Below are 23,905 nucleotides of genomic sequence, written 5' to 3' on the forward strand. Positions count from 1 at the left end.
GGAACCGTGTCCCGAAGTCAGGTTCCTGTTCTCACGCCGTTCACCGTGCCGACCTTCACAGCGTGGTGGGCATCGGGCCGCCGTTCCACTCGACCGTGTCCGTCAGGGAACGGGCCAGGTCCAGGGGTTCCCCGGTCAGTTCCGCCATGGCGCGGTGGAGGTTCATGACGATCCGTTCGGCGTCCGCCCAGCCCGCGAACTCCCCGAGGCCGGTGCTGCGCGCGCACTCCAGAGGGGTGCGGCCCGCGCGGACGGCTTCTCCGGCGGTCTGCAGCACGAACCGGTAGTAGCGCTCGTGGGCGGCCAGGACTCCGTCCAGTTCGCTGCCGGTCAGGACCGGGCCGTGGCCGGGCACCACGTGGTCCGGGGCGAAGGAGCGCACCCACTCCAGGGAGCGCAGCGCCCCGTCGAGCGAGCCCATGAGCACCAGCGGAGTCAGCCCGTGGAAGAGCAGGTCACCGGTGAACAGGACCCGCTCCCCGGGCAGCCAGGCCACCACGTCGCCGGGGGTGTGCGCGGTGTACCCCGGGTGGTGCAGGTCCACCCGGCGCCCGCCCAGGTGGAGGGTGAGTTCGCGGTCCAGAGTGAGGGACGGGAGCCTGCGGGTGACCGCGCCCCAGTCGGGGACGGGCTCCCAGACCGGAGGCGGGTTCTCGAACAGGGGGTCCGCGCTGAGCGCCTCGCGCATGGCGGTCTGGCCGATCAGCACGGTGGTGTCGGGGAGCACGCTGTTGCCGTAGGTGTGGTCGCCGTGCTGGTGGGTGTTGACCGCCCAGCGGACCGGTGCGCCTGCCGTGGCGGTGCCGAGCGCGTCCAGGAAGCGCCGGGTCCGGGTCTCGGTCGCGCAGGTGTCCACCACCAGCACCCCGTCCTCACCGGACACGGCGCCCGCGTTGTTCACCCACCAGGTGCCGTCGGGCTGCACCCACGCGTACACGCCGTCGACGATCTCGCTCAACGCCCCGGCCCGTGGCCCGGTCGGTGCGGCCTTTCCCATCGCGGTTTCCTCGCTCACTGTGATCGCCTGTGCCCGATGCGGCAGCAGCCTAGCCCGAGGCCCTGGCGGGGGAGGGCGCTCCACTCGATTTCACTGGTCCAGCAGAGAAAGCACGCACCCGTTCCCAGCGGCTTCGGGAGGTCTCAGGGACCCGACGACCGCCACCACCCGGGCCCACGGCGCCGCCTTCACCGTCTGCGCGGCTCGGCCCGGACACCGTCCAGGTATTGGTGCCCCTGACCAGGACCGGCCTGTGGAAAACCGGACTTCGATCACTGCGGGGTGCTAACGTCCCGGACATGGACACCCCCCGATACCTCACGGTTCTCCGCGAGAGCGGGACTCTCCTCGCCGACGCGGCCGAGGACAGACCCCACGCACACGTACCCACCTGTCCCGAGTGGAACGTCGCCGACCTCGTCTGGCATGTCGGCGAGACCCATCACTTCTGGAGATCGATCGCCTCCGGAGAGATCAAGGACCCCGACGACGGCTACGTGCAGCCGGAGCGGCCCAAGGACGAGGACCTCCTGCCCTGGTACCGGGAAGGCCTGGCCGAAACGCTCACCGTACTCACCGAGCTCGATCCTGAGGAGCCACGCTGGACCTGGGCTCCGCAGAAGGACGGCGCGTTCATCCAAAGACGCATGGCACAGGAAACCGCCGTGCACGCCTGGGACGTGCTCAACGCGATCGGCAGCCGTGCGCCGTTACCCGCCGACGTGGCCGCCGACGGGGTGGACGAGTTTCTCTCCTTCTTCCTGGGCCTGGCTGAGATGCTGGGCCTGCCCCGGGAGTCGGTCGGACCGGTCGGGACGGTGCTGTTGAGCGCGACCGACACCGGACAGGTCTGGTCGGTGGACCACACCGGTCAGCACTGGCGGGTCAGCCGCAGCGCGACGCGGGCCAGTACCGCGGTCGAGGGGACCGCATCCGACCTGCTGCTCGCTCTGTGGCGGCGGAGCGGTACCGAAGGCCTCAGTCTTTCGGGTGATGAGGAGGCCTTCGCGCGCTTCCTCAGAGCCGCCGAAACCGAGTAACCGGCCCGACCCGGGGGTGGGTGCGACAGGCTGGTCAGGTTTCGACAAGACAGAGTGCCCGCGGTGAGGGAAGCACCAGGAGACGGGAGCACCTGGGGCAGGAGCGCTGGGGAGAGGCACGCGCCGGTCATGAGGTCCCGCGAACCCCGGCGGTCAGCGGTCGAGGAAGTCCGTGACCGTCCGGACGAAGAAATCCGGGTCGTCCAGCCAGGGGAAGTGGCCGCCGCCCGGCTGCACCGCCAACTCGCCGTCGGCGAACAACTCCGCGATCTGAGCACTCACCCTGGGAATCGGAGCGCTGTCCAGCTCGCCCGCCACCACCAGTACACGGACATCCCATGACTTGGCGATCGCGCGGGCCTCGTCCGGATCGAAGGCGTCCCAAGGCGAGAACAGCCTGGCCGCTTCCTTGTTGGTCTGGGCCACGTCTCCGGCCGCGTGCTCGCGGGCGGCCTCGTCCCAGCGTCCGTAGAAGAACGGCATCATCGCGTCCCAGTCCGCGTCCGAGCCCGACCCGGCCATCAGGTTCTGGTACGCCTGGAACGCCTCCGCATACCAGGGCTCCTCCACCCGCAGGGCGGCCCGCTCGTCGCGGTGCTCGCGGGTGAACTCCACCCCGAGGGGGCGGGCGCGGGCTGTCACCAGGGTGAGGGTTCGGACGCGGTCCGGGTGCGCGAGCGCGTACAGCAGCCCCAGATCACCGGAGGCGGAGTGGGCGAGCAGGTCCACCCGGTCCAGACCCAGGTGTACGCGCAGGGCCTCGATGTCGTCGACCTGCCGGTCGCAGCGGTAGCTGGCCGGGTCCGCGGGTTCGGCGGAGTCACCGGTACCGCGCAGGTCGAGCAGGACCAGTCGGCGTCGGCTCGACAGCCCGCCGAGGTCACCCAGGTAGACGGAGGCGCGCATGGGGCCGCCGGGCAGGCAGAGGAGGGGGTCGCCCCGGCCTTCGAGGCGGTAGGCGAGTTCGGTCCCGTCCGGGGCGGTGAAAGTCGGCATGGCGAGATCCTTGCCCTACCGGGTTCGGTGGGGCAAGTGATTTGTCCACGTTGGTCCGGCCGCCTCACCAGGCCCATCAGGCCCCGTAGCCACTCTGGTCCTACCGGGCAGAGCGGTCTCAGCCCTTGTCGAGAGGGACGAACACCTTCAGCGCGGCCGGGCGCTTGCGGAAGGCCACCGTCGGCGACCCCTCCATGACCTCGCCGTCCACCGCGAGCAGCCGGGGTTCCTCCGCGATGGCCAGGGTCAGCGACTCGGTCAGCCGTTCGGTGTAGCCGCCGCCGGACACCGCTCGGCCGAACAGCACGTCCGCCAGGGCCCGCAACCGGGGGAACGGCGACCGCGCGCACAGGACCCGCACGTCCAGCTGTCCGTCGTCCAGGGCCTCCCGCAGTCCCGGAACCCGCGCGTGTGTCCGGTACCGGCAGTTGCCCACGAACGCCCACCACACCTTGGCCGGGCGGCCATCCACCAGCGCCGGGGTAGGCCTGACCTCGCGCAGGTCCCGCCAGAGCGCCAGCGCGAACGCGGGCCACTTGCCGATCCGGCCGGCCCACCGGTCGCGTCGCTCCACCATGCGCGGGTACGAGCCGAACGACGCCGTGTTCAGGAAGATGTTCCCGTCCACCTCGCCCACGTCCACCCGGGCCAGCTGGCGGTCGGTGAAGGCGCGCAGCGCGATCTCCACCGAGGTCAGCCCCAGGGTGCGGGCGAAGTTGTTCAGGGTGCCGTCCGGCAGTACCAGCAGCGGCCGGTCGTGTGCGAGCGCCGCCGCGGCCCCGGCGTTGACGGTTCCGTCACCGCCCGCCACGGCGAGGACCTCGCAGTCGCGCGCCGCCTTGTCCATCACCTCGGGCAGGTCGTCGTCGGCGGACAGCGGCACGATCCGTGCCCGGGGTAGCTGGCGGGCCACCCGGGTGGTGGTGTCGGCGGTGGTCAGGGTGGGCACCCCGGTGTCACCGCCGCGCGGGTTGACCACCACGGTCACCCCCGCGCCCTCGGAGTCCACGGCTGCCTCCCCGGCGGGGATGGTGTTCGCGCCGAAGACGAGTTCGGGCCGGGGCGGGATGAGCGCGCGGGCCAGCAGGGCCGCCCCGGCGCCCACGGCCAGTCCACCGAGCACGTCGCCCGGGTAGTGGACGCCGCTGTGCACTCGGGAGAAGCCCACCGCGCCCGCCATCGCGGACACCAGGACGGAGAGCGGTAGCGGGGCGTCGGCCGCGACCCCGCCCGCGTAGCCGGTCGCGGCGGCGGTGTGCCCGGAGGGGAAGGAGGAACTGAGGTAGGACCGGTAGGGGAAGCGGGCCTCGGGCACCGCCGAACTGTCCGGTCGGGGGCGCCGTGCCAGGTACTTGATCCCGGTGGCGGCGATGTTGGCGATCCCCGCGGCGGCGATCGCCCGCAGCGCGGTGCGGCGCAGGCGGGGCCCGCCGGTGACCGCGAGCGTGGCTGAGACCAGGACCCAAGGCGCCATGTTGTCTGTGCTCTGCACGAACTTGGGCGTGTACCCGTCCAGGACGGGTGTGCCCACCCGGGTCACCCGGTCGTAGACGCGCTTGTCGATCCGTTGGAGCCGCTGGAGCAGTCGCATGGGGCCAGCCTGGTGCTAACGGGGTGAGTTGTCCATAAGGCTGGCTTCGGTCGGGTCGGGCCGGGCCAGCCTGGCCCGGCGCTGGTGCCGCGTCGTGCCCGATACCGCACCGCGACCGCTGTCGCCGTCGGAACCATTCCGCCGGGCGCCGTGTCTTACGCCGTAATAGTGCCGACTCCCGGCGCGGTTGTGGTTCGGTTTGATGGAGAAGAGGCCTTGCGCGGCTTGGTGTCCTGACCGGAACCTGCCTGGGAGCTGAGGGAGTTGGGCTTCGGGAGAGGCGACACGTTCCCTGGCCCCCGGGCTCGGAGAACGGGGGAGAGGAGCGGCTCAGGGGCGACGACTGGGGAAGAGTCGTCGCCCCCGCGTGCCGTCGCCCGGGTGGCCCTGCTGTGGTTCACCTACCGCATGTTCCGTGTGTGCGGCTTGAGTCGTGTCCGCCGCGCTGGTTGCGCGGGTACCGCTCGAACCGTTCAGGGGCCCGGGGTGCCCACTGGGGTGTATTTAGGTTAGCCTATCCTTGTTTTGCTTGTGGTGGGTGGGTTTTCCGTAACCGAACCCCACTTTCTCTCCAGTACCGGCCCTGTCCCACCGCCAGCGCCCCGCCCCCTTCCTCCCCGAAAGGACTCCCGTGCGGAACACCCCTGGCAGGCAGGCCCGTGACGGCCTCGTCCGGGCCGGGCTCGCCGCCGCCGGGGTCGGCCTGGTCCTGGGCGTCGCCCACCTCCAGAACGCCGACGCCCCCGCCGAAGCCGCCGAACCCGAGCCCGAGCCCACGCGCTTCCCCTCGCCTGAACCCTCCGAGGAGCCCGAACCGGTCTTCTACGGCGACTACAACGACGGCGAGTACACCGCACCGGGCTCCTACATCGCGCACGGCGCACCCAACGAGCTCACTGTGACCGTCACCCTGGCGGACAACGCCGTCGCCGGGGTCGAGGTGGTCGGCGCCGCCGAGAGCGGCAACTCCAAGCGCTTCCAGGAGCAGTTCGCCGAGAAGATCCCCGAACTGGTGGTCGGCGTGCCCCTGGACGAGATCGAGGTGGACAAGGTCTCCGGGTCGTCCCTCACCGGTGACGGCTTCATGGAGGCCCTCAACCAGATCCGGGACGATGCCAAGCTCTGAACAGCGGAGCGGTTCCACCCGCCTGCCTGGTCCCGCTCGAACGTTGGCCGCCCGGCCGCACGGTTGGGACCTGACCGCCATCGGTACCCGGTGGCGGATCGACACCCCCGAACCGCCCACCCCCGAACTCACCGCCGCGGTGGCCGCCCTGGTCGCCGACTTCGACCACGCCTACTCGCGCTTTCGTCCGGACTCCCTGGTCACCCGGTTGGCCCAGACCGGCGGACCGGTGACCTTTCCCGACAGCGTCGTCGGGCTTCTCGACCTCTACGAAACCCTCTTCCACGCCACCGGTGGCGCCGTGAACCCGCTGGTCGGCGCATCCCTGGCCCGGCTCGGCGACGACGCCGACCACACTCTGCGCCAGCACGGGGAGCCGCTCCCCGCACCAGCCCTGGAACGGCTCCGGCGCGAGAACACCACCCTGACCCTGACCCCTGACAACACGTCTTCGGGAGCCACCGAACCCGCCGACGTCGTGCTGGACTTCGGGACCGCTGGCAAGGGCTGGCTGGTGGACGAGGTCACCGCGCTGCTGGCCGAACACGGGGTCACCGGAGCGGTGGTCGACGCCAGCGGTGACCTGCGCGCCCACGGCGTCCCGCTCCGGGCCGCCCTGGAACACCCCTGGGACCCCGCTCAGGCGATCGGGATCGTCGAGGTCCGGGACCGGGCGCTCGCCGCCTCGGCCACCAACCGCCGCCGGTGGGGCGAGGGTCTGCACCACGTCCTGGACGCCCGCACCGGGGAGCCGGTCGAGCGGACCACCGCGACCTGGGCGCTCGCCGACACCGCTGCCCTCGCCGACGGGCTGGCCACCGCCCTGTTCCACACGGAGCCCGAGGAGCTCGCGGCCCGCACCGGCATCCGGTTCGGGTACGTCCGCGTCCTCACCGACGGCACCCTCCAACACGCCCCCGGGCCCTGGGCCACGGATTCCGACGCCCCCGAACACCCCGCACCCACCTGGGAGATCTTCCGATGAGACGCCTGCTGGCCCCGTTCACCGGGCAGGTGACGATGTACCGGCTGGTGTCGGTCGCCCTGGGCTCGATCGCCCTGGCCGCACTGGTCCAGTCCGCACTCGGCGTCCTCGCCTTCGACCTTGCCGAGGTGACCGTCTCGCTCGCGGTGTCCGTGAGCGCGGCCCTGCTCACCGGGTGGCTGGTGCCCAAGGCGCTCGGCGTGCGCCCGCACCTGGAGTCGTTGCTGGTCACCGGCTTGATCCTGTTCCTCGTCCTGTGGCCGGAGAGCAGCCTGACCGGGCTGCTCGCGCTCGCGGTGGCCGCCTCACTGGCCACCCTCTCCAAGTACGTGCTGACCTGGCGCGGCAGACACGTCCTCAACCCGGCGGCGTTCGCGCTCGTGGTGGTCGGCGTCGCCGGGATCGCCTCCCCGTCCTGGTGGGCGGGGTCCGCGAGCCTGCTTCCGCTGGTGTTGGTCGCCGGTTACCTGGTGGTGCGCCGCCTGGGGGTGTTCTCCTTCGTCGGAGTGTTCCTGCTGTTCAGCGGTGGCATCAACCTGTACACGACGGCGGCCTCCGGAATGCCCGTGGTCGAGGCGGCGTGGACGGTGCTGGCCTCCTCACCGCTGCTGTTCCTGGCGGCGTTCATGCTCACCGAACCGCTCACCACCCCGCCCCGCTGGTGGCAGCGGGTCGCGGTAGCCGCCACCGTGGGTGTCCTGGACGGGGTCGTCTTCACCTTCGGCCCGGTCTACTCCTCGCCGGAGCTGGCCCTGCTCGCGGGCAACCTGCTGGCCTTCGCGTTCGGGCAGCGCCACGGCGTCCGCCTGCGCCTGCTCAGCCGACACGAAACCGCTCCGGGCACCGTCGAGCTGGTCCTGTCCGCCTCCCGGCCGCTGCGTTTCGAGGCGGGCCAGTACCTCGAGCTCTCCCTGCCGCACGCCCGCCCCGACTCCCGGGGCACCCGCAGGATGTTCAGCATCGCCTCACCGCCCGGCAACCCCGACGAGATCTCGCTGGCCATGCGTCTGCCGGAGAACCCGAGCAGCTTCAAACGGGCGGTCACCGCCCTCGAACCCGGCCAGGAGCTGCACGCCACCGGGATCAGCGGCGACTTCGTCCTGCCCTCGGACCCGGCCGCCCCCGTCCTGATGGTGGCGGGCGGAATCGGGGTCACCCCCTTCGCCTCGATGGCCGCCGAACAGCCCGGCCGCGACGCCGTGCTCGTGCACTGCGTCAACTATCCCGCCGACCTCACCCACACCGAGGTCTTCAGCAAGGCCGGAACCCGTGTGGTCATCGTCTGCCCGGATCCCCGGGCCGGGCAGACCGCCTCAGCCGCCGCAACCACCTCGGCAGCCTCGACCTCTCCGGGTACACAGGCCTCCCGGGCCCCCGCGAGTACTCGGACCGCCTCAGCCGCCCTGAATCTTCTGGAGGGCCTCCCCGAGAACGCCGTCTACGGCGGGCCGAACCTGGCCACCGCCCTCGGCGAACACGTTCCCGACCTCGCCGAGCGCACCGCCTACGTGGCGGGCTCCCCGGCCATGGTCACCGCCACCCGCCGGACCCTGCGCCTGCTCGGGGCCCGGAAGGTGAGGGTCGACGCCTTCAGCGGTTACTGAGTCCACGGATGAGCGGGCCCGCCACCCCGGTGGCCAGGACAGGACACGCCCCCTCACAACAGGACCGGTGCTGGTGGCCGGTTCCGGCCCTGTGGACAACGTTTCGGAGGGGTCTCGGAAGAGTAGGTTCCAGGGCGTTCCCCCCTTTCGGAAAGGCGCCCATGTCCACCACCGAGACCCCCGACCAGATCCACGTCGTGGTCCTGCACTCCGAGCAGCCGCTCACCGTCGACCTCGCCGAGCTCCACCCCGACTGCCGGGTCACCGTCCTCACCGACGGCGTCCCGAACGCCGTCAGCGAGGGGACCGAAGCTCCGGACGTCGTGTCCATGCCGCGCTCCGAGTGGGCCGACCAGCTCGCCCGGTGGGCCAGGGGCGGGAAGGTCGACGTGGTGAGCAGGGACGAGAGCCTCCAGGACGTGTGCGCCGAACTCCGCTCCGGACTCGGGCTGCCCCCGAACCCCATGGTCCACACAGGTCACGCGGCCCCCGCTGACCGCTGAACCCTGGCCCCTCTCGAAGCCCGCAGGTCCCTCCTGACCGCTTGCTCCACCGCTGCTAGGTTGTCGATCGCACAACGGACAGTCGGCAATCAGGCACGCAAAGCGTTCGCACCCGGTCGAAGCGGGAACCTGGGCCGGAGGCGAATCGAGGAGCGGATCGGGTGGACGGCACGGAGAGTGAGGGCGACCCCGAGCGCACCGGGCATCCGGAGAGCGGAGGCGGGGCACGGGGCGGTGTTCAGACGGACACCGGGCCCCCACAGCCCCGGCAGCCCTGGCGTGATGCGCTCGCCTGGGCCGCGGCAGGCCTTTTCGCGGGTGCCCTTGTGCTCTGCCTGTTCGGCCTGGCCCGGCACCTGGGCCTCTTCGGAGCCGAACTCGTCGGTGAGATTCCCGAGTCAGCCCTCACGTACTGGATCCTGCTGGCGTTGGTCGCGGTGGCCGGTCTGGTCCTCCCGCACACCTCCCTGACCGTCCTGGAAGACGAACAGGACCAGGGGGACGCAACGGATGCCCCAGCCGCCCCGGACGCGCAGGATGCCCCAGCTGCCTCATCCGCCCCGGACACCCCATCCACCTCAGCCGCCCCGGAAGCTCAGGACGCAACGCACTCCTTCCCCCGGGCGCACACGGTGCTGCTGTCCGTCAGCAGCGGGATCCTGGTCTTTCTCGTCGTGTGGCTCTTCCCCCGCTACCCCCTGACCCCCGCCTCGGGCCGAGCGGTGTCCTCCGAGACGGAGGTCCTGCTGTGGGCCTGCCTCGTGGCGCTGTTCCTGGGCGGACTCCTCTCGCTCGCGGCCCAGCGCCCGCCCCGACGCCCCTTTCTGTCGCTTGTCCCCCTGCCCTGCTTCACCGCTGCGGCACTGGCCGTGGTCGTGGCCGCGACGGTGCTCGGATCGGTCACCCACCCGGAAGTGGTCCACACGGTCGCAGCGGATGACCCGGGCGATCCGCCCTCGGTCCCCGGCAGCGTCAGCGCCAGAGGATGGACCTGGGCGCCCCCGCCCGGGGTGAGCATCTCAAGGGTCGCGGCGGGACCGCGCGGGCCGATCCTGCTGCTCGATGACGGATTCGTCGCCCTGGACGGGGCCACCGGCTCGGAACTGTGGACCTACCGCGAGCTCCACGGGACAGAGCTCGAAACGCGCCTTGACGAGGGTGCCGCGCTCCTGACCCGCAGCACCGGGAACGGCGCCGCCACGGGCATGCTCCTGGATCCGGCGACCGGCGAGATCATCAGCGAACGGCCCGACCTGGAGGGTCTCCAGACGTATACGCCGACGGTCTCACTCCACGAGTACCTGAGCGATGACGGCACCGAGGGCATCGAGGCGCGGTCGCGCGAACCGGGGCTGACCGGCCCAGCCGACCCCCTGTGGAGCTTCGTCCCGCAGGAAGCGGACCTGTTCTGCGAGTTCCAGCCAAGGGCGCGGCCGACGACCGGTCCCGACACCGGTGACGGCCTGGTCGTGGTGGCCTACGCCTGTGTGGACCCGGAGGAGTTCGAGGAGAAGACCCTGGAGACCCTCGAACCCCAGCCGATCCGCGGCGACTATCACGGGATTCTCGCCCATGGCGGTTCGGTGGACTCTCTGGTCGCCACCGTCGCCGTCCTCGACCTCTCCACCGGGGAGGAGGTCTGGCGGCGGGACGATCCCGTCCTCCACTCCCAGCACCGCATCGACCTGAAGTCGGGCCGCCGTGCTCTCGCTACCGAAGGCGAGGTCCCCGCACTCGAGCTCTGGTCCGACTACGAGCTGTTCCTGCTCGACCCCCGGACCGGGGAACCCCAGGGCTACCCCGAGGAGGCACGGGACCGCCGCGGTCGCTTCGGCCCGGCCGTGGACCGCGTCCTTCGCGCGGACACCGGGGGAGCGGTCCTCCTCATGCGCGGCGACTACCACGGGAGCGACAGCCCTCGCGAGGTGCTCACCACTGACCCCGACGGCAAGGTCATCGCCCGGGTGACGATCGACGAGAGCGAGCTGGACCAGGAGCACCTGAACCAGGCGATCGTCCTCGAGGACACCCTTCTCATCCCTTACACGGACAGCGACACTCGCGTGATGTCGGTGTACGCCGCCCCGTTGGCCGCCGGTGATTTCGGTGGGGAGTGGCTGGAGGTCGGATCGCCCCTGGAGTTCGGCTTCCGCCAGGAACACCGCCTGACCGCGGCACCCGGGGCCGTGGTCTCCTACATCACTGGTGACATCACCGAGGTCCACGGCCTGGTGCCCTGAGCACGTAGCGTCCCTCGGCCCTTTCCCGAAACCCCGAACGAGAAGAACCCGTGAGCATCACACCGACTCCTGCGACACCGACCGCCGAAAGTACCACCCCCGAGCCGAAGAAGGAGTTTCCCCATCTGTGGGAGGTAGTGGGCTGGATCGGGGGCGGAATGGTGGTCGGTACCGTCCTGCTGACCTTCCTGGTCCTGTGGCGCTGGGAGAACGCGGACTTCGGTTTTGCGCTGTTGGTTCCCGCCGAGGGGCGGTGGGTCTGGCAGGTTCCCCTGATGATCGCCGTGATCTTGGCCGTCGTCATGTTCCTCACAGACCGGGAGCAGCCGAACCCTGATCCGGAAGGGCCGGTCACCCCGGCCTTCTTCGAATGGCTGGGGACCATGCTGGTCGCCCTGTTGCTCGTGCTGTGGATGGCCCTGCCCCGTAGCTCGTTCGTGTTCACTGCCTGGCTGTTCGACGAGCAGTACGGAGTCATCGCCGAGGAGGTCGCCTACTGGGGGATCTCCGCCTCGCTCCTGCTCGGGATCGTCCTGCTGCTGGTTTCCCATCGCTGGCCCCGGACCCGGCCGTGGCGCCGTTCTCTGCCTCTGATGGCGGTCGGGGTGGTGCTCGCGATGCTGACCGGGTTCCTGCTGAGCACGGTGGCCGTGCATCAGCCCACGAGACACTCTTTCCTGGCCGGAGAGGTCGTCGAACCCGCGCCCGTGCCGGACCGCGTGAGCCGGGTGGGCTGGACCTGGGAGCCGCCCGAGGACATCGAGATCAGGGCGGTGGAGCCGGGCAGCCACGGGCCGATCGTGGCCCTCAGCGACGGAGTCATCGCCCTGGAGGGGCCGACCGGAGAGGAACGGTGGAGTTTCCGGCACCCGCACAGCAGCACCGAATCCACGATCTTCACACATGAGGGGTTGGTGCGGGTGGTGCGTTATCCCCGCCCGCACCAGCTGAGTACAGATGAGGACAGGGTCGCCCTGGTGACGGATCTGGACACGGTCACCGGAGAGATCATCGAGCAGTCCGTGCGGCCCTTCGACGACCTGGAGGAACCGGACGACGTCGGGCAGCTGCTCGCAAGGACGCCCGACCTGACTCTGTACGTGGAGAAGGCCGGGAGCGATGGTCCGCAACGGATCATCGCCAGGGAGGGCGTTTCAGGGAAGGAACTCTGGACGTACGCGGCCGAGGACGAGATCGGGCGGGTGTGTGAGGAGTCGCTCTGGAGTGCTTCGGGCGGGCGCCTCCTGCACGGCGGCCAGGTTCTCCTGCCGCTCCTGTGCGCTGATTCCGCCGAGTCCCTGGCGAAGTCGAAGCGGCGGAGCGGCCTCGACCGAGAGGACTGGACGCTGCACTCGGGCCTTCTGGTGTCACTGGACCCGATGACCGGGGCGCGGAACTGGTCCTACGAGTGGGAGGACATCGCAGGCTACGTGTGGACCAGGTCGGGCGGACCGGTCATGAACGAGGGCGCACATCCCGTGGTCGCGTTCACGGCCTCCTGGGAGAACGACGAGCTCCTGCTGGACCCGCGTGACGGTACGGAGGTCGGGATGGCCCCCGAGCGGATGACCGAGGAGGAGTTCCACGACTTTGACGTCCTGACCGCCGATACCGGGGGCATGGTGATCTACCGGTACCGGGAGGACGGAACTCTGGAGTTTCAGCGGGTCTCCGCCTCCGGTGATGTCGTCGACGTCGCGGAGATCCCAGGGCATATGAGTGACCCGGACCAGGAATGGGCGTTCTCGTCGCGCACGACGGTACTGGAGCGCGGAGTGGTCCTTCCCGGCCTGGAGGGTGAATACGGCGAAGAAGGGGACTGGAGCGCCAGCTTCGTCCTGACCGCTCCCTTCGGCCAGAGCAACGAGGACAGTGAGGTCGGAGCCTCTCGGCGGATTCCCGTCGAGGACGGCCTGGAACTGCCATGGCAAGACCACAGGTACAGCCACCTGGAACCCCACATGGCCCCGCTCCCGCTCCCTGGCGCGGTCGTCGTCCACACCACCAACGGTGAGGGTACCGACGCTCCGGTCCACGGCCTGGTGCCCTGACCCCTGCCAGCGCCCACCGAACCCTCATCTCCCTCCGTACCCCTGAACGAGAAGATCCCGTGAGCATGACTCCGACTCCTGCGACACCGACCGCCGAAAGTACCACCCCCGAGCCGAAGAAGGAGTTTCCCCATCTGTGGGAGGTAGTGGGCTGGATCGGGGGCGGAATGGTGGTCGGTACCGTCCTGCTGACCTTCCTGGTCCTGTGGCGCTTTGAGGGTGAGGTCTTCGGGATCGGACTACTTGCCCCCGACTACGGGAGCGGGGGCTGGAAGGTGCCCCTGCTCCTGGCCCTGATCGTGGCCTTCACCGTGTTCCGCAGGGACAGAAGCGAGCTGAATCCTGATCCGGTCGGGCCGGTCACCCCCACCTTCTTCATCCTCCTGGGTCTGTCACTGGCGATCCTGCTGCTCGTGCTCCTGGGCAACCTGCCGGTCGGGTCGTTCTCGTTCACCGCCGGGCCGTTGGACGAGCCCTACCTCGTCGATCCCGAAGCGCTCTCCCTCTGGTCGATCTCCGTCGCGCTTCTCTTCGCCCTTGTCCTGCTGTTGCTCTCCCGTCGCTGGCCCCGAACCCTGCCCTGGAAGCGATCTGCCGCCCCGCTCGTGGCCGGTGTGGTGTTGGCGCTGATAGCCGATCCCGCCGTTCGTGCTCTGGCCGAGTACGTTCCGACCGAACACTCCTCGCTAGCTGAGGGCACGACCGGGCCTGCACCCTTCCCCTCTTCGGTCACGCGGCTGGGTTGGGAGTGGCGGGCACCCGAAGGAGGCGCGGTTCTCGATGTCGAACGCGGACCCCTCGGCCCGGTCGTCGTGCTCAAGGACGGGTTGGTCGGCCTGGACGGTCAGACCGGAGAGGAGCTGTGGAGCTACCGGCGCCCGTTCGGCAACCTCACGGCCGCCGTCCAACCGGGCGCGGACCGCGCTCACGTGGTTCTGCACTCCGAAGACGTCCCGGACCTGCGCAACCACCAGGGCCACAACCTGCTGCTCGGTGGTCGGGCCACGGTCCTGAACACGCTCACGGGCGAGATCCTCCAAGAGACCGACAGCGATCCGGCCGTCTTCGAGGCCGACGTGGTCCGCCCCGGACCCGGGGTCACCGTTCACGGAGGCTTCGGGGACGATTTCTGGGTCAGGGCCTATGAGGTCGGCGCCACGGAACCCCTGTGGAACTTCACTATGGACACGGACGAGTACGGCGCCAACAAGGAGGATCTGGTCTGCTGGTCCTACGGGAACCACAGGATCCGCCGCTACGACTATCGTCACGACCTCCTGGTCCAGGGCGATCAGGTTCTGGCGGGCTACAGCTGTGCGGACCCCGCCGACTTCGAGGACATCGGGGAGTTGAGAGCACTGACGGACCGCCCCGACGACCGGTTCACCAGCCACCTGGTCGCCTTGGACCTGAACACCGGTGAGGAGAACTGGAGCCGTGAGTGGGCGGGGCCCATGGGCTCACTCTTCCTGCGTGACGGTGGACCGGTCCTGAACCCCGGTGCGGCACCGGCAGTCATCGTGGGCGGGGTTGGGCCCCATCGTCAGATGGTCCTGGACTCGGTCGACGGGTCGGACATCCTCAACACCGATCAGGGCGATCCGCGTTGGATGTCCTTCCGTTGGGCCGACACCGCTGGTGCGGTCGCGTACCGCTGGGAGGAGAGCGATCCCGACCGGAGCCAGGACGGGAAGGACGAGGTCCTGGAACGCGTGGAGACCTCGGGCGAGGTCGTCGCCACGGCTCGCTTGCCCCTGGAGGAGCGGGCGGGTGAGCGCTCTCTGGCTTCCGGAACGGGTTCCATAGCCCTGGTGGGCGGGGTGGCCCTGCCGTTCGTGGGCGAGGCTGCGGACGGGAGAGCGCTCTCCCTGACGGTCGCGCCCTTCCAGGACGTCGACCCCGGGCCCGGCGAAACCACGGAAGGGGTGGGTGTCCTGCAAGGGGCGATTGAGACCTGGGAGGAACCGGGCCGGTGGGACGGGGACCGGCCAGAACCCCGGGCGGTACTGGTTCCGGGTGCGGTGGTCTCCTACGCGAGTCATCGTGGCGAACGCGTCTACGGCTGGCAGCCCTGACCTGATCTGGTCGGCCTCGCTCCTGACTCGGTATGGACGCGGCTCTGACCTCTCCGAACACGGCTCTGACCCCGCCGTGTTCCGGGCCCGATTCACCTGCCGCGACCCGCTGTCACTCTGACCCCGGGCACCCCTCGCATTTCGTGAATCTTTTTCGCCAACTACCACCAATCCACCCCGCGACCTGCTCCGAATCACCGGTGTCAGCCGTACACCGGTTTCGCGAGAGGGAGCATGAACACACACCAACCGGGACGTCGCAGGGTCGCGGTCATCGGCAGCGGCGTCTCCGGACTGACCGCCGCGCACGTCCTGCACCGCCATGACGACGTCACGCTGTTCGAGGCCGACGACCGCCCCGGCGGACACGCGCACACCCACCGGGTCCCGGGCCGCGAAGGCTCGGAACTGGGCGTGGACAGCGGCTTCATCGTGCACAACCGCCGCACCTACCCCCACCTGCTGCGGCTCTTCGACGAACTCGGCGTGAGCACCCGGCCCACCGAGATGAGTCTTTCGGTGAGCTGCGAGGGCTGCGGACTGGAGTACGCGGGCGCGCGCGGGCTCCGGGCCCTGTGGCCGGGACGCTCCCGGCACGGCGCCGACTACCTGCGCATGCTCGTGGAGATCCCCCGCTTCCACCGGGCCGCACACCGCCTGATCACCACCGCCCGAGCCGTTGACCCCGGCACGACCGCGATCGGCCCCACCCTCGGTGCCTTCGTGGCCCGGCACGGCTTCTCCCCGTACTTCACCGCGCACTTCCTGCTGCCGCTGGTCTCGGCGGTCTGGTCCTGCCCGGCCGGAACCGCCCTGGACTACCCGGCCCGCCACCTGTTCACCTTCCTGGAGCACCACGGCATGCTCGGGATCTGGGGATCACCGCGCTGGCGCACCGTGGCGGGCGGCTCGCACGCCTACGTGGAGCGCGTGGTCAAGAACCTCCACTCGGTCCGCCTGGGCACCCCGGTACGCGGCCTGACCCGCACCGAAAACGGGGTGCGGCTGCGCACCGACACCGAGGAGCTGGAGTTCGACGCCGCCGTGGTCGCCACCCACGCCGACCAGGCCCTCGCCCTCCTCGACGCCCCCACACCCGACGAGACCGAGGTGCTGGGCGCCTTCACCTACTCCCGCAACCGCACCCTGCTGCACACCGACACCTCGGTACTGCCCGCAGACCGGTCCACCTGGGCCTCCTGGAACCACCGCCTGGCCTCCTGCGACCCGGGCGGAGCCCCGGCTGACGCGGACCACGCCCCGACCGCCCCGGATCGCGCCCCGGTGCGGGTCAGCTACCACATGAACCGCCTCCAGGGGCTGCCCGAGGGCACCGACTACGTGGTCACGCTCAACGCCGACGACAGCGTGGACCCCGACCGGGTCATCGCCGCCATGGACTACACCCACCCCGTCTTCACCCCCGCATCGGTCGCCGCGCAAAAGCGCCTGCGCTCCCTGGACGGTCCCACGCTGGCCTTCGCCGGGGCCCACCACGGCTGGGGTTTCCACGAGGACGGCTGCCGCGCCGGGGTCGAGGCCGCCGCCGCCCTCGGGAGGGCGTGGTGACCCCCGCTCCGGTGGCCCGCGCCCTGTACGAGGCGACGGTGCACCACGCCCGGGCCGAACCCGTCCGGCACGCCTTCGCTCACCGCACCCACTACTGGCTCATCGACCTGGACGCCCCGCCCCGGCTTCCGTGGCCGCTGCGCGCCCTGGCCGGGTTCCACCCCGCCGACCACGGCGACGGCCGGGCCGCGACCCTGCGCTCGGACATCGACTCCTACCTGCGCGAACACGGAATCGATCTGGCCGGTGGCCGGGTGCTCATGCTCGCCCACGCGCGGGTGCTCGGGTACGTGTTCAACCCGCTCACCGTCTACTGGTGCCACGGCCCCGACGGCTCCCCGCGCGCGGTCGTCGCCGAGGTGCACAACACCTACGGCGACCGCCACCGCTACCTGCTGCACCCGGACGGGCGCGGGCGCGCCGCCGTGGCCAAGGCCCTGTACGTCTCCCCGTTCAACGAGGTCGACGGCGAGTACCGGCTCAGCCTTCCCGAACCGGGGGAGCGACTCGCCCTCACGGTCGCCCTCCACCGTGAAGGGAGTCCGCCCTTCACCGCGTCCGTGCGCGGCCGGCGCCGCCCGGCCACCGTCCCGGAGCTGCTGCGCCTGTCGTTGCGCCAGCCGCTGGCGCCGTTGGTCAACGCCGCCCGCATCCGGTTCCACGGAGTCTGGCTCTACCTACGCGGCCTCCCCGTCAAGGAGCGTCCCGAGCCCGCTCGCCCACAGACCCCGGGGTGCCCTTCGGCGAGTGCGAAGCACACCCCGCCCGCAGCACCAGCCACACCCATCTGAGCCCCAGCAGTATCAGAGCACGAGGAACACGACCATGACCACGACCAACCCGCACGCGCCCGGCGCCGTCGACCCGCACCGCTGGCCCGACGTGGCCCGGGTCCCCTCCGGCAGACTGCGCACTGCCGTCGCCCGGCTGCTGGCCGCCCGGGCCGTCCCGGCCGTCGGGATCCGGCTGCACACCGGCCCCGACGCGCCGCCCGCCGAGCTCGCCGAGGGCGACGCCCCGGTCCTGTGGTTGCGCGACCCCGACGCCTTCCACGCCCGCCTGGCCCACGACGGCCTCATCGGGTTCGGCGAGTCGTACATGGCGGGGGAGTGGGACTCACCGGACCCGGTCGCCATGCTGACCCGCTTCGCCGAGCACTACGAAGAACTCGTTCCCAAGCCCCTCCAGCCCTTCCGCCACCTGACCCTGCCGCGCCGTCCCGCCTCGGACCGCAACACCCGTGACGGCGCCCGCCGCCACATCAGCCACCACTACGACCTGTCCAACGACCTCTTCGGGCTCTTCCTCGACCGCACCATGACCTACTCGTCGGCGCTGTTCACCGACGACGACCCCCGGGACGCCTACGGCCTGGCCCGAGCCCAGGAGCGCAAGGTCGACCGCCTCCTGGACGCCGCGCGGGTCGGCGACGGCACCCGCCTGCTGGAGATCGGCACCGGCTGGGGCGAACTGGCCGTGCGCGCCGCCCGCCGGGGCGCACAGGTCACCTCCATCACCCTGTCCGCCGAGCAGCGCGACCTCGCCCGCGAACGCGTGGCCGCCGAGGGCCTGTCCGACCGGGTCACCGTCGACCTGTGCGACTACCGCGACGCCACCGGCTCCTACGACTCAGTCGTCAGCTGCGAGATGATCGAGGCGGTCGGCGAACGCTACTGGCCCGACTACTTCGCCGCCCTGGACAGACTCGTCCGCCCCGGCGGAAGAGTGGCCTTGCAGAGCATCACCATGGAACACCAGCTGATGCGGGCCTCCCGCGGTTCCTACACCTGGATGCACAAGTACGTCTTCCCCGGCGGGTTGATCCCGTCGGTCACCGCCATCCGCGAGCAGCTCGCCGCCGGTACCGGACTGCGGATCACCGACCGCCTCGCCTTCGGTCACGACTACGCCGAAACCCTGCGCCTGTGGCGGGACAGCTTCACCGAGGCCGCGGAGCGGGTCCGCTCGCTCGGCTTCGACGACACCTTCCGCCGTATGTGGACCTTCTACCTGGCCTACTGCGAGGCCGGTTTCCGGTCCGGGATCATCGACGTCGAACAGATCACCATGGAGCGTGCCGCATGACCACCGCGAACCCGCGTCCCCGCCCCGGCTCCGGGTCCCGCCCTGGTTCCCGCCCCCGGGGTGTGGCCCACCTGCTCGGCCCACTGGTCGCCGCCTTCCTCAACGGGGTCCTCCCGGTACGTCTGCGCGCCTGGGACGGCAGCGAGATCGGCCCGAACGACGCCCCGCGGGTGACCGTCCGCGACCGCGACGCCCTACGCCACGTCCTGGCCCGCCCCGGTGAACTGGGCCTGTCCCGCGCCTACGTCACCGGCGGGATCGAGGTCGAGGGCGACCTGACCGACGCGCTGCGCCACGTGTGGGCTTCGGTCGAGGAGCACGGCACCTCGGTGCCGGGGCCGCGCGACTGGGCGCGCGCCGCCCGCCTGGCCCTGGTCCTGGGCGTGGTCGGCCCGCCGTTGCCCCCGCCGGTCACCGAAGCCCGGATGGGCGGACGGCTTCACTCCAAGGAGCGCGACGCCGCCGCGATCTCCCACCACTACGACGCGGGCAACGACCTCTACGAGCTACTGCTCGACGAGACCATGGCCTACTCCTGCGCCCTGTGGGACGAGGGCGACCCCGACCAGAGCCTGGCCGACGCCCAGCGGGCCAAACTCGACCTGATCTGCGAGAAGCTCCGCCTGGGCAAGGGCGACCGACTGCTGGACGTGGGCTGCGGCTGGGGTTCGCTCACCCTGCACGCAGCCCGCCGGTACGGGGCGCGCGTCGCGGCGGTCACCCTGTCCGCCCGCCAGCGCGACCACGTGCGCAAGCGAGCCGCGGAGGAGGGGCTGGAGCAGCTCGTGGACGTGCGGCTGCTGCACTACCGCGACATCGAGCCCGACACCTTCGGCCCCGGCCTCTTCGACGCCGCCGCCTCGGTGGAGATGGGCGAGCACGTGGGCCGCGACGCCTACGCCCCGTTCGTCCGCCAGCTGCACGACCTGATCCGCCCGGGCGGCTCTTTGCTGGTCCAGCAGATGTCCCGGCGCGGAGCCCACCCCGGCGGCGGCCCGTTCATCGAACGCTACATCGCACCGGACATGCACATGCGCCCGCTCGGCGAGACCGTCGGCCTGCTGGAAGAGGCGGGGTTGGAGGTCCGCGGCGTGCAGGCGATGCGCGAACACTACGTGCGCACCGCCCGCGCCTGGTCGGACGTGCTGGAACGGCGCTTCGACGAGATGGTCTCCATCGCCGGTCCGCAGGCGGCCCGTGTGTGGCGGCTCTACCTGGCCGGGGGAGCGCTCGCCTTCGAGGAGGGCCGTATGGGCGTGGACCAGATCCTCGCCCACCGCCCGGGACCACACCCCGATGGCTGGGCGTCGAGGCCAGCTGAACAGCCCGAGCTCACGGAGGTGACCGGATGACCGCCGGAACCGCTCTCCTGCTCAACCTCGGGGTGACCGCAGCCGTGATCGGTGCGCTCATGCTCGTCACCTTCGCCATCGGGGTGCGTCTGGGGCGCCACAGCGTCGTGGACGTCGCCTGGGGGCTGGGCTTCGTGGCGGCCGCACTGGCCACCGCGGTCGTCGCCACCGCCACCGGGTTCGGCGATCCGGTCCGGAACTGGCTGCTGTGCGGGCTCACCGCGGTGTGGGGGCTGCGCCTGGCCACCCACATCGGCCTGCGCGGCCGGGGCAAGGGTGAGGACCCCCGCTACGAGCGCTTCCTGGCCAACGCCCCCGGAAACCCGAACCTGTACGCCCTGCGGGTGGTCTACCTGCTCCAGGGCTCCCTGGTCTGGTTGATCTCGCTCCCCGTCCAGGTGGCCGCCTTCACCGCCGGGCCGCTGGGATGGGTGGCCTTCCTCGGCGCGCTGGTCTGGCTGGTCGGCATGGTCTTCGAGACCGTCGGCGACGCCCAGCTCGCCCGGTTCAAGGCCGACCCCGCCAATAAGGGAAAGATCATGGACCGGGGGCTGTGGGCCTGGACCCGGCACCCGAACTACTTCGGTGACGCCTGCGTGTGGTGGGGGCTCTTCCTGGTCGCCGCCGGTTCCTGGTGGGTCCTGCTCACCCTGCCCGCGCCGTTGGTGATGACCTACCTGCTCACCCGGGGCTCGGGCCAGCGGCTGCTGGACGAGCACATGTCGAACCGCCCCGGCTGGTCCGAGTACGCAGCCCGGACCAGTGCGTTCTTCCCGCTTCCCCCGAGGAGGGCCGTTCCGGGAACGTAGACCACGGACGGTCTGAAAAAAAGACAGTGCACCGATGAGGGCACGCGCGGTCGTCGGCGCGGGACGGTGCCGCCCCGGCGGGCACCGTCCCGCGCCGACCCGTGCCGGCCAGCGCCGGATCGGCACGGGCGACCGCGAGGGCGTCAGTCCTGGAGGGTCAGTTCGGACATCTCGATGGGCTCGTGGATGACCCCTGCTCCTTCGGGGTGCGGCGCATCCCCGAGGGCTCGGACTGGCAGCCCCGCTGGTTCGACCTCGAACAGCCGGGCGCCATCGACATGTGGCTCGGCGAGAACAAGCGGGTGAGCACCCAGTACCGGGTGTCCTCGGACCGAATCGCGCTCTCCGACTGAGCCGGGTGGGGCTCTGGGACGGGCCGGGGAGAGGCAGCCGTGTCCTGCCCCTCCCCGGCCCGTGGGCGCGAACTCGGGCCCGGGGTCCGCATCGGATTCAGACCGAGGGGATCTGGCCGCCGTCGACCCGGATGATCGAACCGTTCACGTAGGCGGCCTGGCGGCTGGCCAGGAACGCGGCCACCGCGCCGTACTCCTCCGGGTCACCGTAACGGCCCGCGGGGATCGAGGCGCGGCCCTGCTCCTGGACCCGCTCCAGCGGAAGCCCTTCCCGTTCGGCGCGGGCGCCGTCCAGGGAGGCCACACGCGGGGTGGCGATCCGGCCGGGGACGATGACGTTGGCGGTCACCCCGTCGGCGGCCACCTCGTTCGCGATCGTCTTGGACCAGGAGTGCAGCGAGGCGCGCAGCGTGTTGGACACGCCCAGGTGCGGGATGGGCGCGATCGGCCCGGCCGAGGTGCTGGTGATGATCCGGCCCCAGCCGCGCTCGCGCATCCCGCCGACCACGGCGTCGGTCAGCCCGATCACCGGCAGCACCATGGACGCGTACATGTCCTGCCACAGCTCCGGGTTCTGGCCCAGCGCGGTGGTGGGCGGCGGGCCGCCGGTGTTGTTGACCAGGATGTCCACCGGGCCCAGCTCGTCGACGACCCGGGCGGCGACCTCACCCGCACGCCCGTGTTCGGCCAGGTCCCAGGCGATACCGACCGAGTCGGCCCCGTGGGCGCGGCAGGCCGCGACCGTCGCGTCCAGACGTTCTTCGTTGCGGCCGGTCACCGCGACCCGGACGCCTTCCGCTGCCAGCGCGACGGCCATCGCCCGGCCCAGCCCGGAGCTGGCGGCGGTCACGAGCGCGACCTTGCCAGCGATTCCCAGATCCATATTTCTCCTCAGGCTTCCTAGGGCTACTCACGGCATCCTGGCAGCACCGGTGAGACCCCGGTCACCCGGGTCGGGCTGAGCGAGGATCCCCGGGTGCCACCGATCGGAGCATCGAAGCGGTGGTGAGCGCGGGGTTGGCCCGGGAGTACTCGGGCGGGCCCTCGGCGAGCAGCCCGCCGGACGGGGCGGCCCGTACCTTCTCGACGCTGAACTCCACGCTCCGGCCCTCCGGTCCCGCGTCCGCACCCCACAGCACCCGCGCGGTACCGGTGAGCTGTAGCAACCCGCCGCTCTCCCAGTCGGGCACCAGCAGCCCGGCTCGCGGGTTCACGTGCAGGTTGCCCAGGGTGCCGAACATGGCGTTCCCGGCGTAGTCGGGCCAGCTGAGCAGGGCGGGGGAGTGGACGCTCACGAAACCCGGGCCGCCGCCCCGGTGATTGGTGTCGACCGCTCCGGTGTCGTCCGCGGTGGTGACGAAGAAGGTGTCCGACCGTTCGAGCAGCTCGCGATCGGCGCCGGTCAGATGTGTTCCGGTCCTGGGGACAGCTGCTGCCGCGGTCGTTGGAGAGGCCGGGGCCAGAGTGCGTTTTTGGATGTACTTGGGGCAGTTGGCGTACACCTGCTCGGTCCGTAACCGCCACCCCTGCCTGTCCGGGGCCTGGCGGGCGGTGCCGTTGACCCGCATCCGGCGCCGCCGGACCGGCTCGATCGCCAGGGCGCCGACCGGTACCGGCTCTCGGTCCGACACTTCGGCCAGCACTTCGGCCAGCGGGTCGCCGCCGCGGGGCAGGGCGGTGACGTCGAGTGTGCGTGCGTCGCGGGCGCGGAGGAACCCGGGCGTTCCGGTGAGCAGGGAACACCACAGGTCGCCCCTCGCGTCGGCCGCGCCCACCACGAGCAGTGGCTGCGCGGCGAGGAAGTCGGCTGCCACGGCGGGGATCTCCGTGCGCACCGCCCTGGCGGTGTGGGCCGCGCGTTCGGCCAGCCCCGCCCTGCGCTGGACCGCCATCTCACCCCGGTGGTACCCGCTCACGTGCGTCTCCTCGGTTCGGTTCCGGTGCGGTCTTGGGAAGAAGATCGGGCTTCTAGAAGAAACCGCAGGTGGGGGCGGCCGCGGCCGGGGCCTTGCCATCCTCCGCGCCCGAGGGCGCGTAGATCTCCAGCCGCACGCCGTCCGGGTCGTGGAAGAAGATCCCGCCGGAGGCGGCGCCCTCGCCGTGCGGGACCACGCCGTCGTAGGCGAACTCCACGGCGATCTCCAGGAGCGCGGCCTCGGCCCTGCGGACATCCTCGACCGTCTCCACCTGGAAGGACAGGTGGTGGAGTCCGGCGGTGTCGGTGCGAAAGCCCGCGTCGCTCTGCTGCCACAGGGTGAGCAGGAGGGCTCCGTCGTGGCCCAGGAATGCGTACTCGCGGCCCCCCTCGCGGCTCTCGCCTATGACCTCGAAACCCAGGACGCGCGCGTAGAAGTCGAGTGAGCGTTCGAGGTCGGTGACGTTCAGTCCGACGTGGCCGGTGGTCAGCCGGGGCTGTGCCATGGCATGCCTCTTCTCTCGGGGTGGCCACCCGGGCTCGGGTAACCGTTCAATGGGACTTTAAGGGTTAGGGAAAAGCAGAGTCAGCCGCTCAAGTGCATTTGAAGGGTT

Annotated in this window: 20 protein-coding genes; 14 read left to right on the top strand and 6 right to left on the bottom strand. The window is 70.9% G+C overall.

The features are described from left to right. Nucleotides 1–55: 55 nt before the first annotated feature. Nucleotides 56–997: an MBL fold metallo-hydrolase gene (locus NE857_RS12430; protein ID WP_254421121.1), complete on the bottom strand. Its 942-nt coding sequence runs from the start codon at nucleotides 995–997 to the stop codon at nucleotides 56–58. Between the two features lie 299 nt (nucleotides 998–1,296). On the opposite strand from NE857_RS12430, the gene NE857_RS12435 reads away from it, so the two are divergent. After that, entirely contained in the window at nucleotides 1,297–2,037 is a 741-nt protein-coding gene (locus tag NE857_RS12435) for a maleylpyruvate isomerase family mycothiol-dependent enzyme (RefSeq protein ID WP_254421122.1), read from the top strand. A 153-nt stretch (nucleotides 2,038–2,190) separates the two neighbouring features. Here NE857_RS12435 and NE857_RS12440 read toward each other — a convergent pair whose 3' ends face one another. Together NE857_RS12440 and NE857_RS12445 are read right to left on the bottom strand one after the other, a co-directional pair. After that, nucleotides 2,191–3,033 carry an alpha/beta fold hydrolase gene (locus NE857_RS12440; protein WP_254421123.1) on the bottom strand — a complete coding sequence of 281 codons (843 nt, stop codon included), beginning with the start codon at nucleotides 3,031–3,033 and terminating at the stop codon, nucleotides 2,191–2,193. A gap of 118 nt (nucleotides 3,034–3,151) precedes the next feature. Next, nucleotides 3,152–4,624 carry a bifunctional phosphatase PAP2/diacylglycerol kinase family protein gene (locus NE857_RS12445; protein WP_254421124.1) on the bottom strand — a complete coding sequence of 491 codons (1,473 nt, stop codon included), beginning with the start codon at nucleotides 4,622–4,624 and terminating at the stop codon, nucleotides 3,152–3,154. A gap of 631 nt (nucleotides 4,625–5,255) precedes the next feature. Between NE857_RS12445 and NE857_RS12450 the strand changes: the two genes are divergently transcribed. The 13 genes from NE857_RS12450 (at nucleotide 5,256) to NE857_RS12510 (ending at nucleotide 21,376) form a co-directional block, all read left to right on the top strand. Continuing rightward, on the top strand, nucleotides 5,256–5,750 hold the full coding sequence (locus NE857_RS12450) for an FMN-binding protein (RefSeq protein ID WP_254421125.1): 495 nt from the start codon (nucleotides 5,256–5,258) through the stop codon (nucleotides 5,748–5,750). A gap of 43 nt (nucleotides 5,751–5,793) precedes the next feature. Further along, nucleotides 5,794–6,735 carry an FAD:protein FMN transferase gene (locus tag NE857_RS12455; RefSeq protein WP_254421126.1) on the top strand — a complete coding sequence of 314 codons (942 nt, stop codon included), beginning with the start codon at nucleotides 5,794–5,796 and terminating at the stop codon, nucleotides 6,733–6,735. Further along, nucleotides 6,732–8,339 carry an FAD-dependent oxidoreductase gene (locus NE857_RS12460; protein ID WP_254421127.1) on the top strand — a complete coding sequence of 536 codons (1,608 nt, stop codon included), beginning with the start codon at nucleotides 6,732–6,734 and terminating at the stop codon, nucleotides 8,337–8,339. Before NE857_RS12455 ends, NE857_RS12460 begins: the two co-directional genes overlap by 4 nt. Nucleotides 8,340–8,500: 161 nt before the next feature. Continuing rightward, the gene (locus NE857_RS12465) at nucleotides 8,501–8,842 is read left to right on the top strand and encodes a hypothetical protein (protein WP_254421128.1); all 342 of its coding nucleotides are present in this window, start codon (nucleotides 8,501–8,503) and stop codon (nucleotides 8,840–8,842) included. 161 nt (nucleotides 8,843–9,003) lie between these two features. Next, nucleotides 9,004–11,082: a hypothetical protein gene (locus tag NE857_RS12470; protein ID WP_254421129.1), complete on the top strand. Its 2,079-nt coding sequence runs from the start codon at nucleotides 9,004–9,006 to the stop codon at nucleotides 11,080–11,082. Between the two features lie 50 nt (nucleotides 11,083–11,132). After that, a complete protein-coding gene (locus NE857_RS12475) occupies nucleotides 11,133–13,133 on the top strand; it encodes an MFS transporter (protein ID WP_254421130.1) in 2,001 nt (666 codons plus the stop codon). A 65-nt stretch (nucleotides 13,134–13,198) separates the two neighbouring features. Further along, nucleotides 13,199–15,208: a serine/threonine-protein kinase gene (locus tag NE857_RS12480; RefSeq protein ID WP_254421131.1), complete on the top strand. Its 2,010-nt coding sequence runs from the start codon at nucleotides 13,199–13,201 to the stop codon at nucleotides 15,206–15,208. A 234-nt stretch (nucleotides 15,209–15,442) separates the two neighbouring features. Then, nucleotides 15,443–16,777: an NAD(P)/FAD-dependent oxidoreductase gene (locus NE857_RS12485; RefSeq protein ID WP_254421132.1), complete on the top strand. Its 1,335-nt coding sequence runs from the start codon at nucleotides 15,443–15,445 to the stop codon at nucleotides 16,775–16,777. Then, nucleotides 16,774–17,568, top strand: coding sequence for a DUF1365 domain-containing protein (locus tag NE857_RS12490; RefSeq protein ID WP_254421133.1), 795 nt, complete (start codon nucleotides 16,774–16,776; stop codon nucleotides 17,566–17,568). The genes NE857_RS12485 and NE857_RS12490 overlap by 4 nt, the downstream gene beginning before the upstream one ends. A gap of 34 nt (nucleotides 17,569–17,602) precedes the next feature. Beyond that, nucleotides 17,603–18,862 (top strand): SAM-dependent methyltransferase, encoded by a 1,260-nt coding sequence (locus tag NE857_RS12495; protein ID WP_254421134.1) that lies wholly within the window; start codon nucleotides 17,603–17,605, stop codon nucleotides 18,860–18,862. Further along, nucleotides 18,859–20,214: a class I SAM-dependent methyltransferase gene (locus tag NE857_RS12500; RefSeq protein ID WP_254421135.1), complete on the top strand. Its 1,356-nt coding sequence runs from the start codon at nucleotides 18,859–18,861 to the stop codon at nucleotides 20,212–20,214. The genes NE857_RS12495 and NE857_RS12500 overlap by 4 nt, the downstream gene beginning before the upstream one ends. Beyond that, complete coding sequence (locus NE857_RS12505; protein ID WP_254421136.1) at nucleotides 20,211–21,023, top strand: DUF1295 domain-containing protein; 813 nt, start codon at nucleotides 20,211–20,213, stop codon at nucleotides 21,021–21,023. The genes NE857_RS12500 and NE857_RS12505 overlap by 4 nt, the downstream gene beginning before the upstream one ends. Nucleotides 21,024–21,205: 182 nt before the next feature. Then, nucleotides 21,206–21,376, top strand: coding sequence for a hypothetical protein (locus NE857_RS12510; RefSeq protein ID WP_254421137.1), 171 nt, complete (start codon nucleotides 21,206–21,208; stop codon nucleotides 21,374–21,376). A gap of 97 nt (nucleotides 21,377–21,473) precedes the next feature. Here the strand turns inward: NE857_RS12510 and NE857_RS12515 are convergent, their stop codons facing one another. The 3 genes from NE857_RS12515 to NE857_RS12525 all read right to left on the bottom strand — a co-directional run bounded on the left by NE857_RS12515 (nucleotide 21,474) and on the right by NE857_RS12525 (nucleotide 23,797). Continuing rightward, nucleotides 21,474–22,259 (bottom strand): SDR family oxidoreductase, encoded by a 786-nt coding sequence (locus NE857_RS12515; protein ID WP_254421138.1) that lies wholly within the window; start codon nucleotides 22,257–22,259, stop codon nucleotides 21,474–21,476. A gap of 61 nt (nucleotides 22,260–22,320) precedes the next feature. Beyond that, entirely contained in the window at nucleotides 22,321–23,292 is a 972-nt protein-coding gene (locus NE857_RS12520; protein ID WP_254421139.1) for a pyridoxamine 5'-phosphate oxidase family protein, read from the bottom strand. Between the two features lie 52 nt (nucleotides 23,293–23,344). Further along, on the bottom strand, nucleotides 23,345–23,797 hold the full coding sequence (locus tag NE857_RS12525; protein WP_254421140.1) for a VOC family protein: 453 nt from the start codon (nucleotides 23,795–23,797) through the stop codon (nucleotides 23,345–23,347). Nucleotides 23,798–23,905: the final 108 nt, after the last annotated feature.

The sequence above is a fragment of the Nocardiopsis exhalans genome, from assembly GCF_024134545.1.
In the GTDB taxonomy this organism is placed as follows: domain Bacteria; phylum Actinomycetota; class Actinomycetes; order Streptosporangiales; family Streptosporangiaceae; genus Nocardiopsis; species Nocardiopsis exhalans.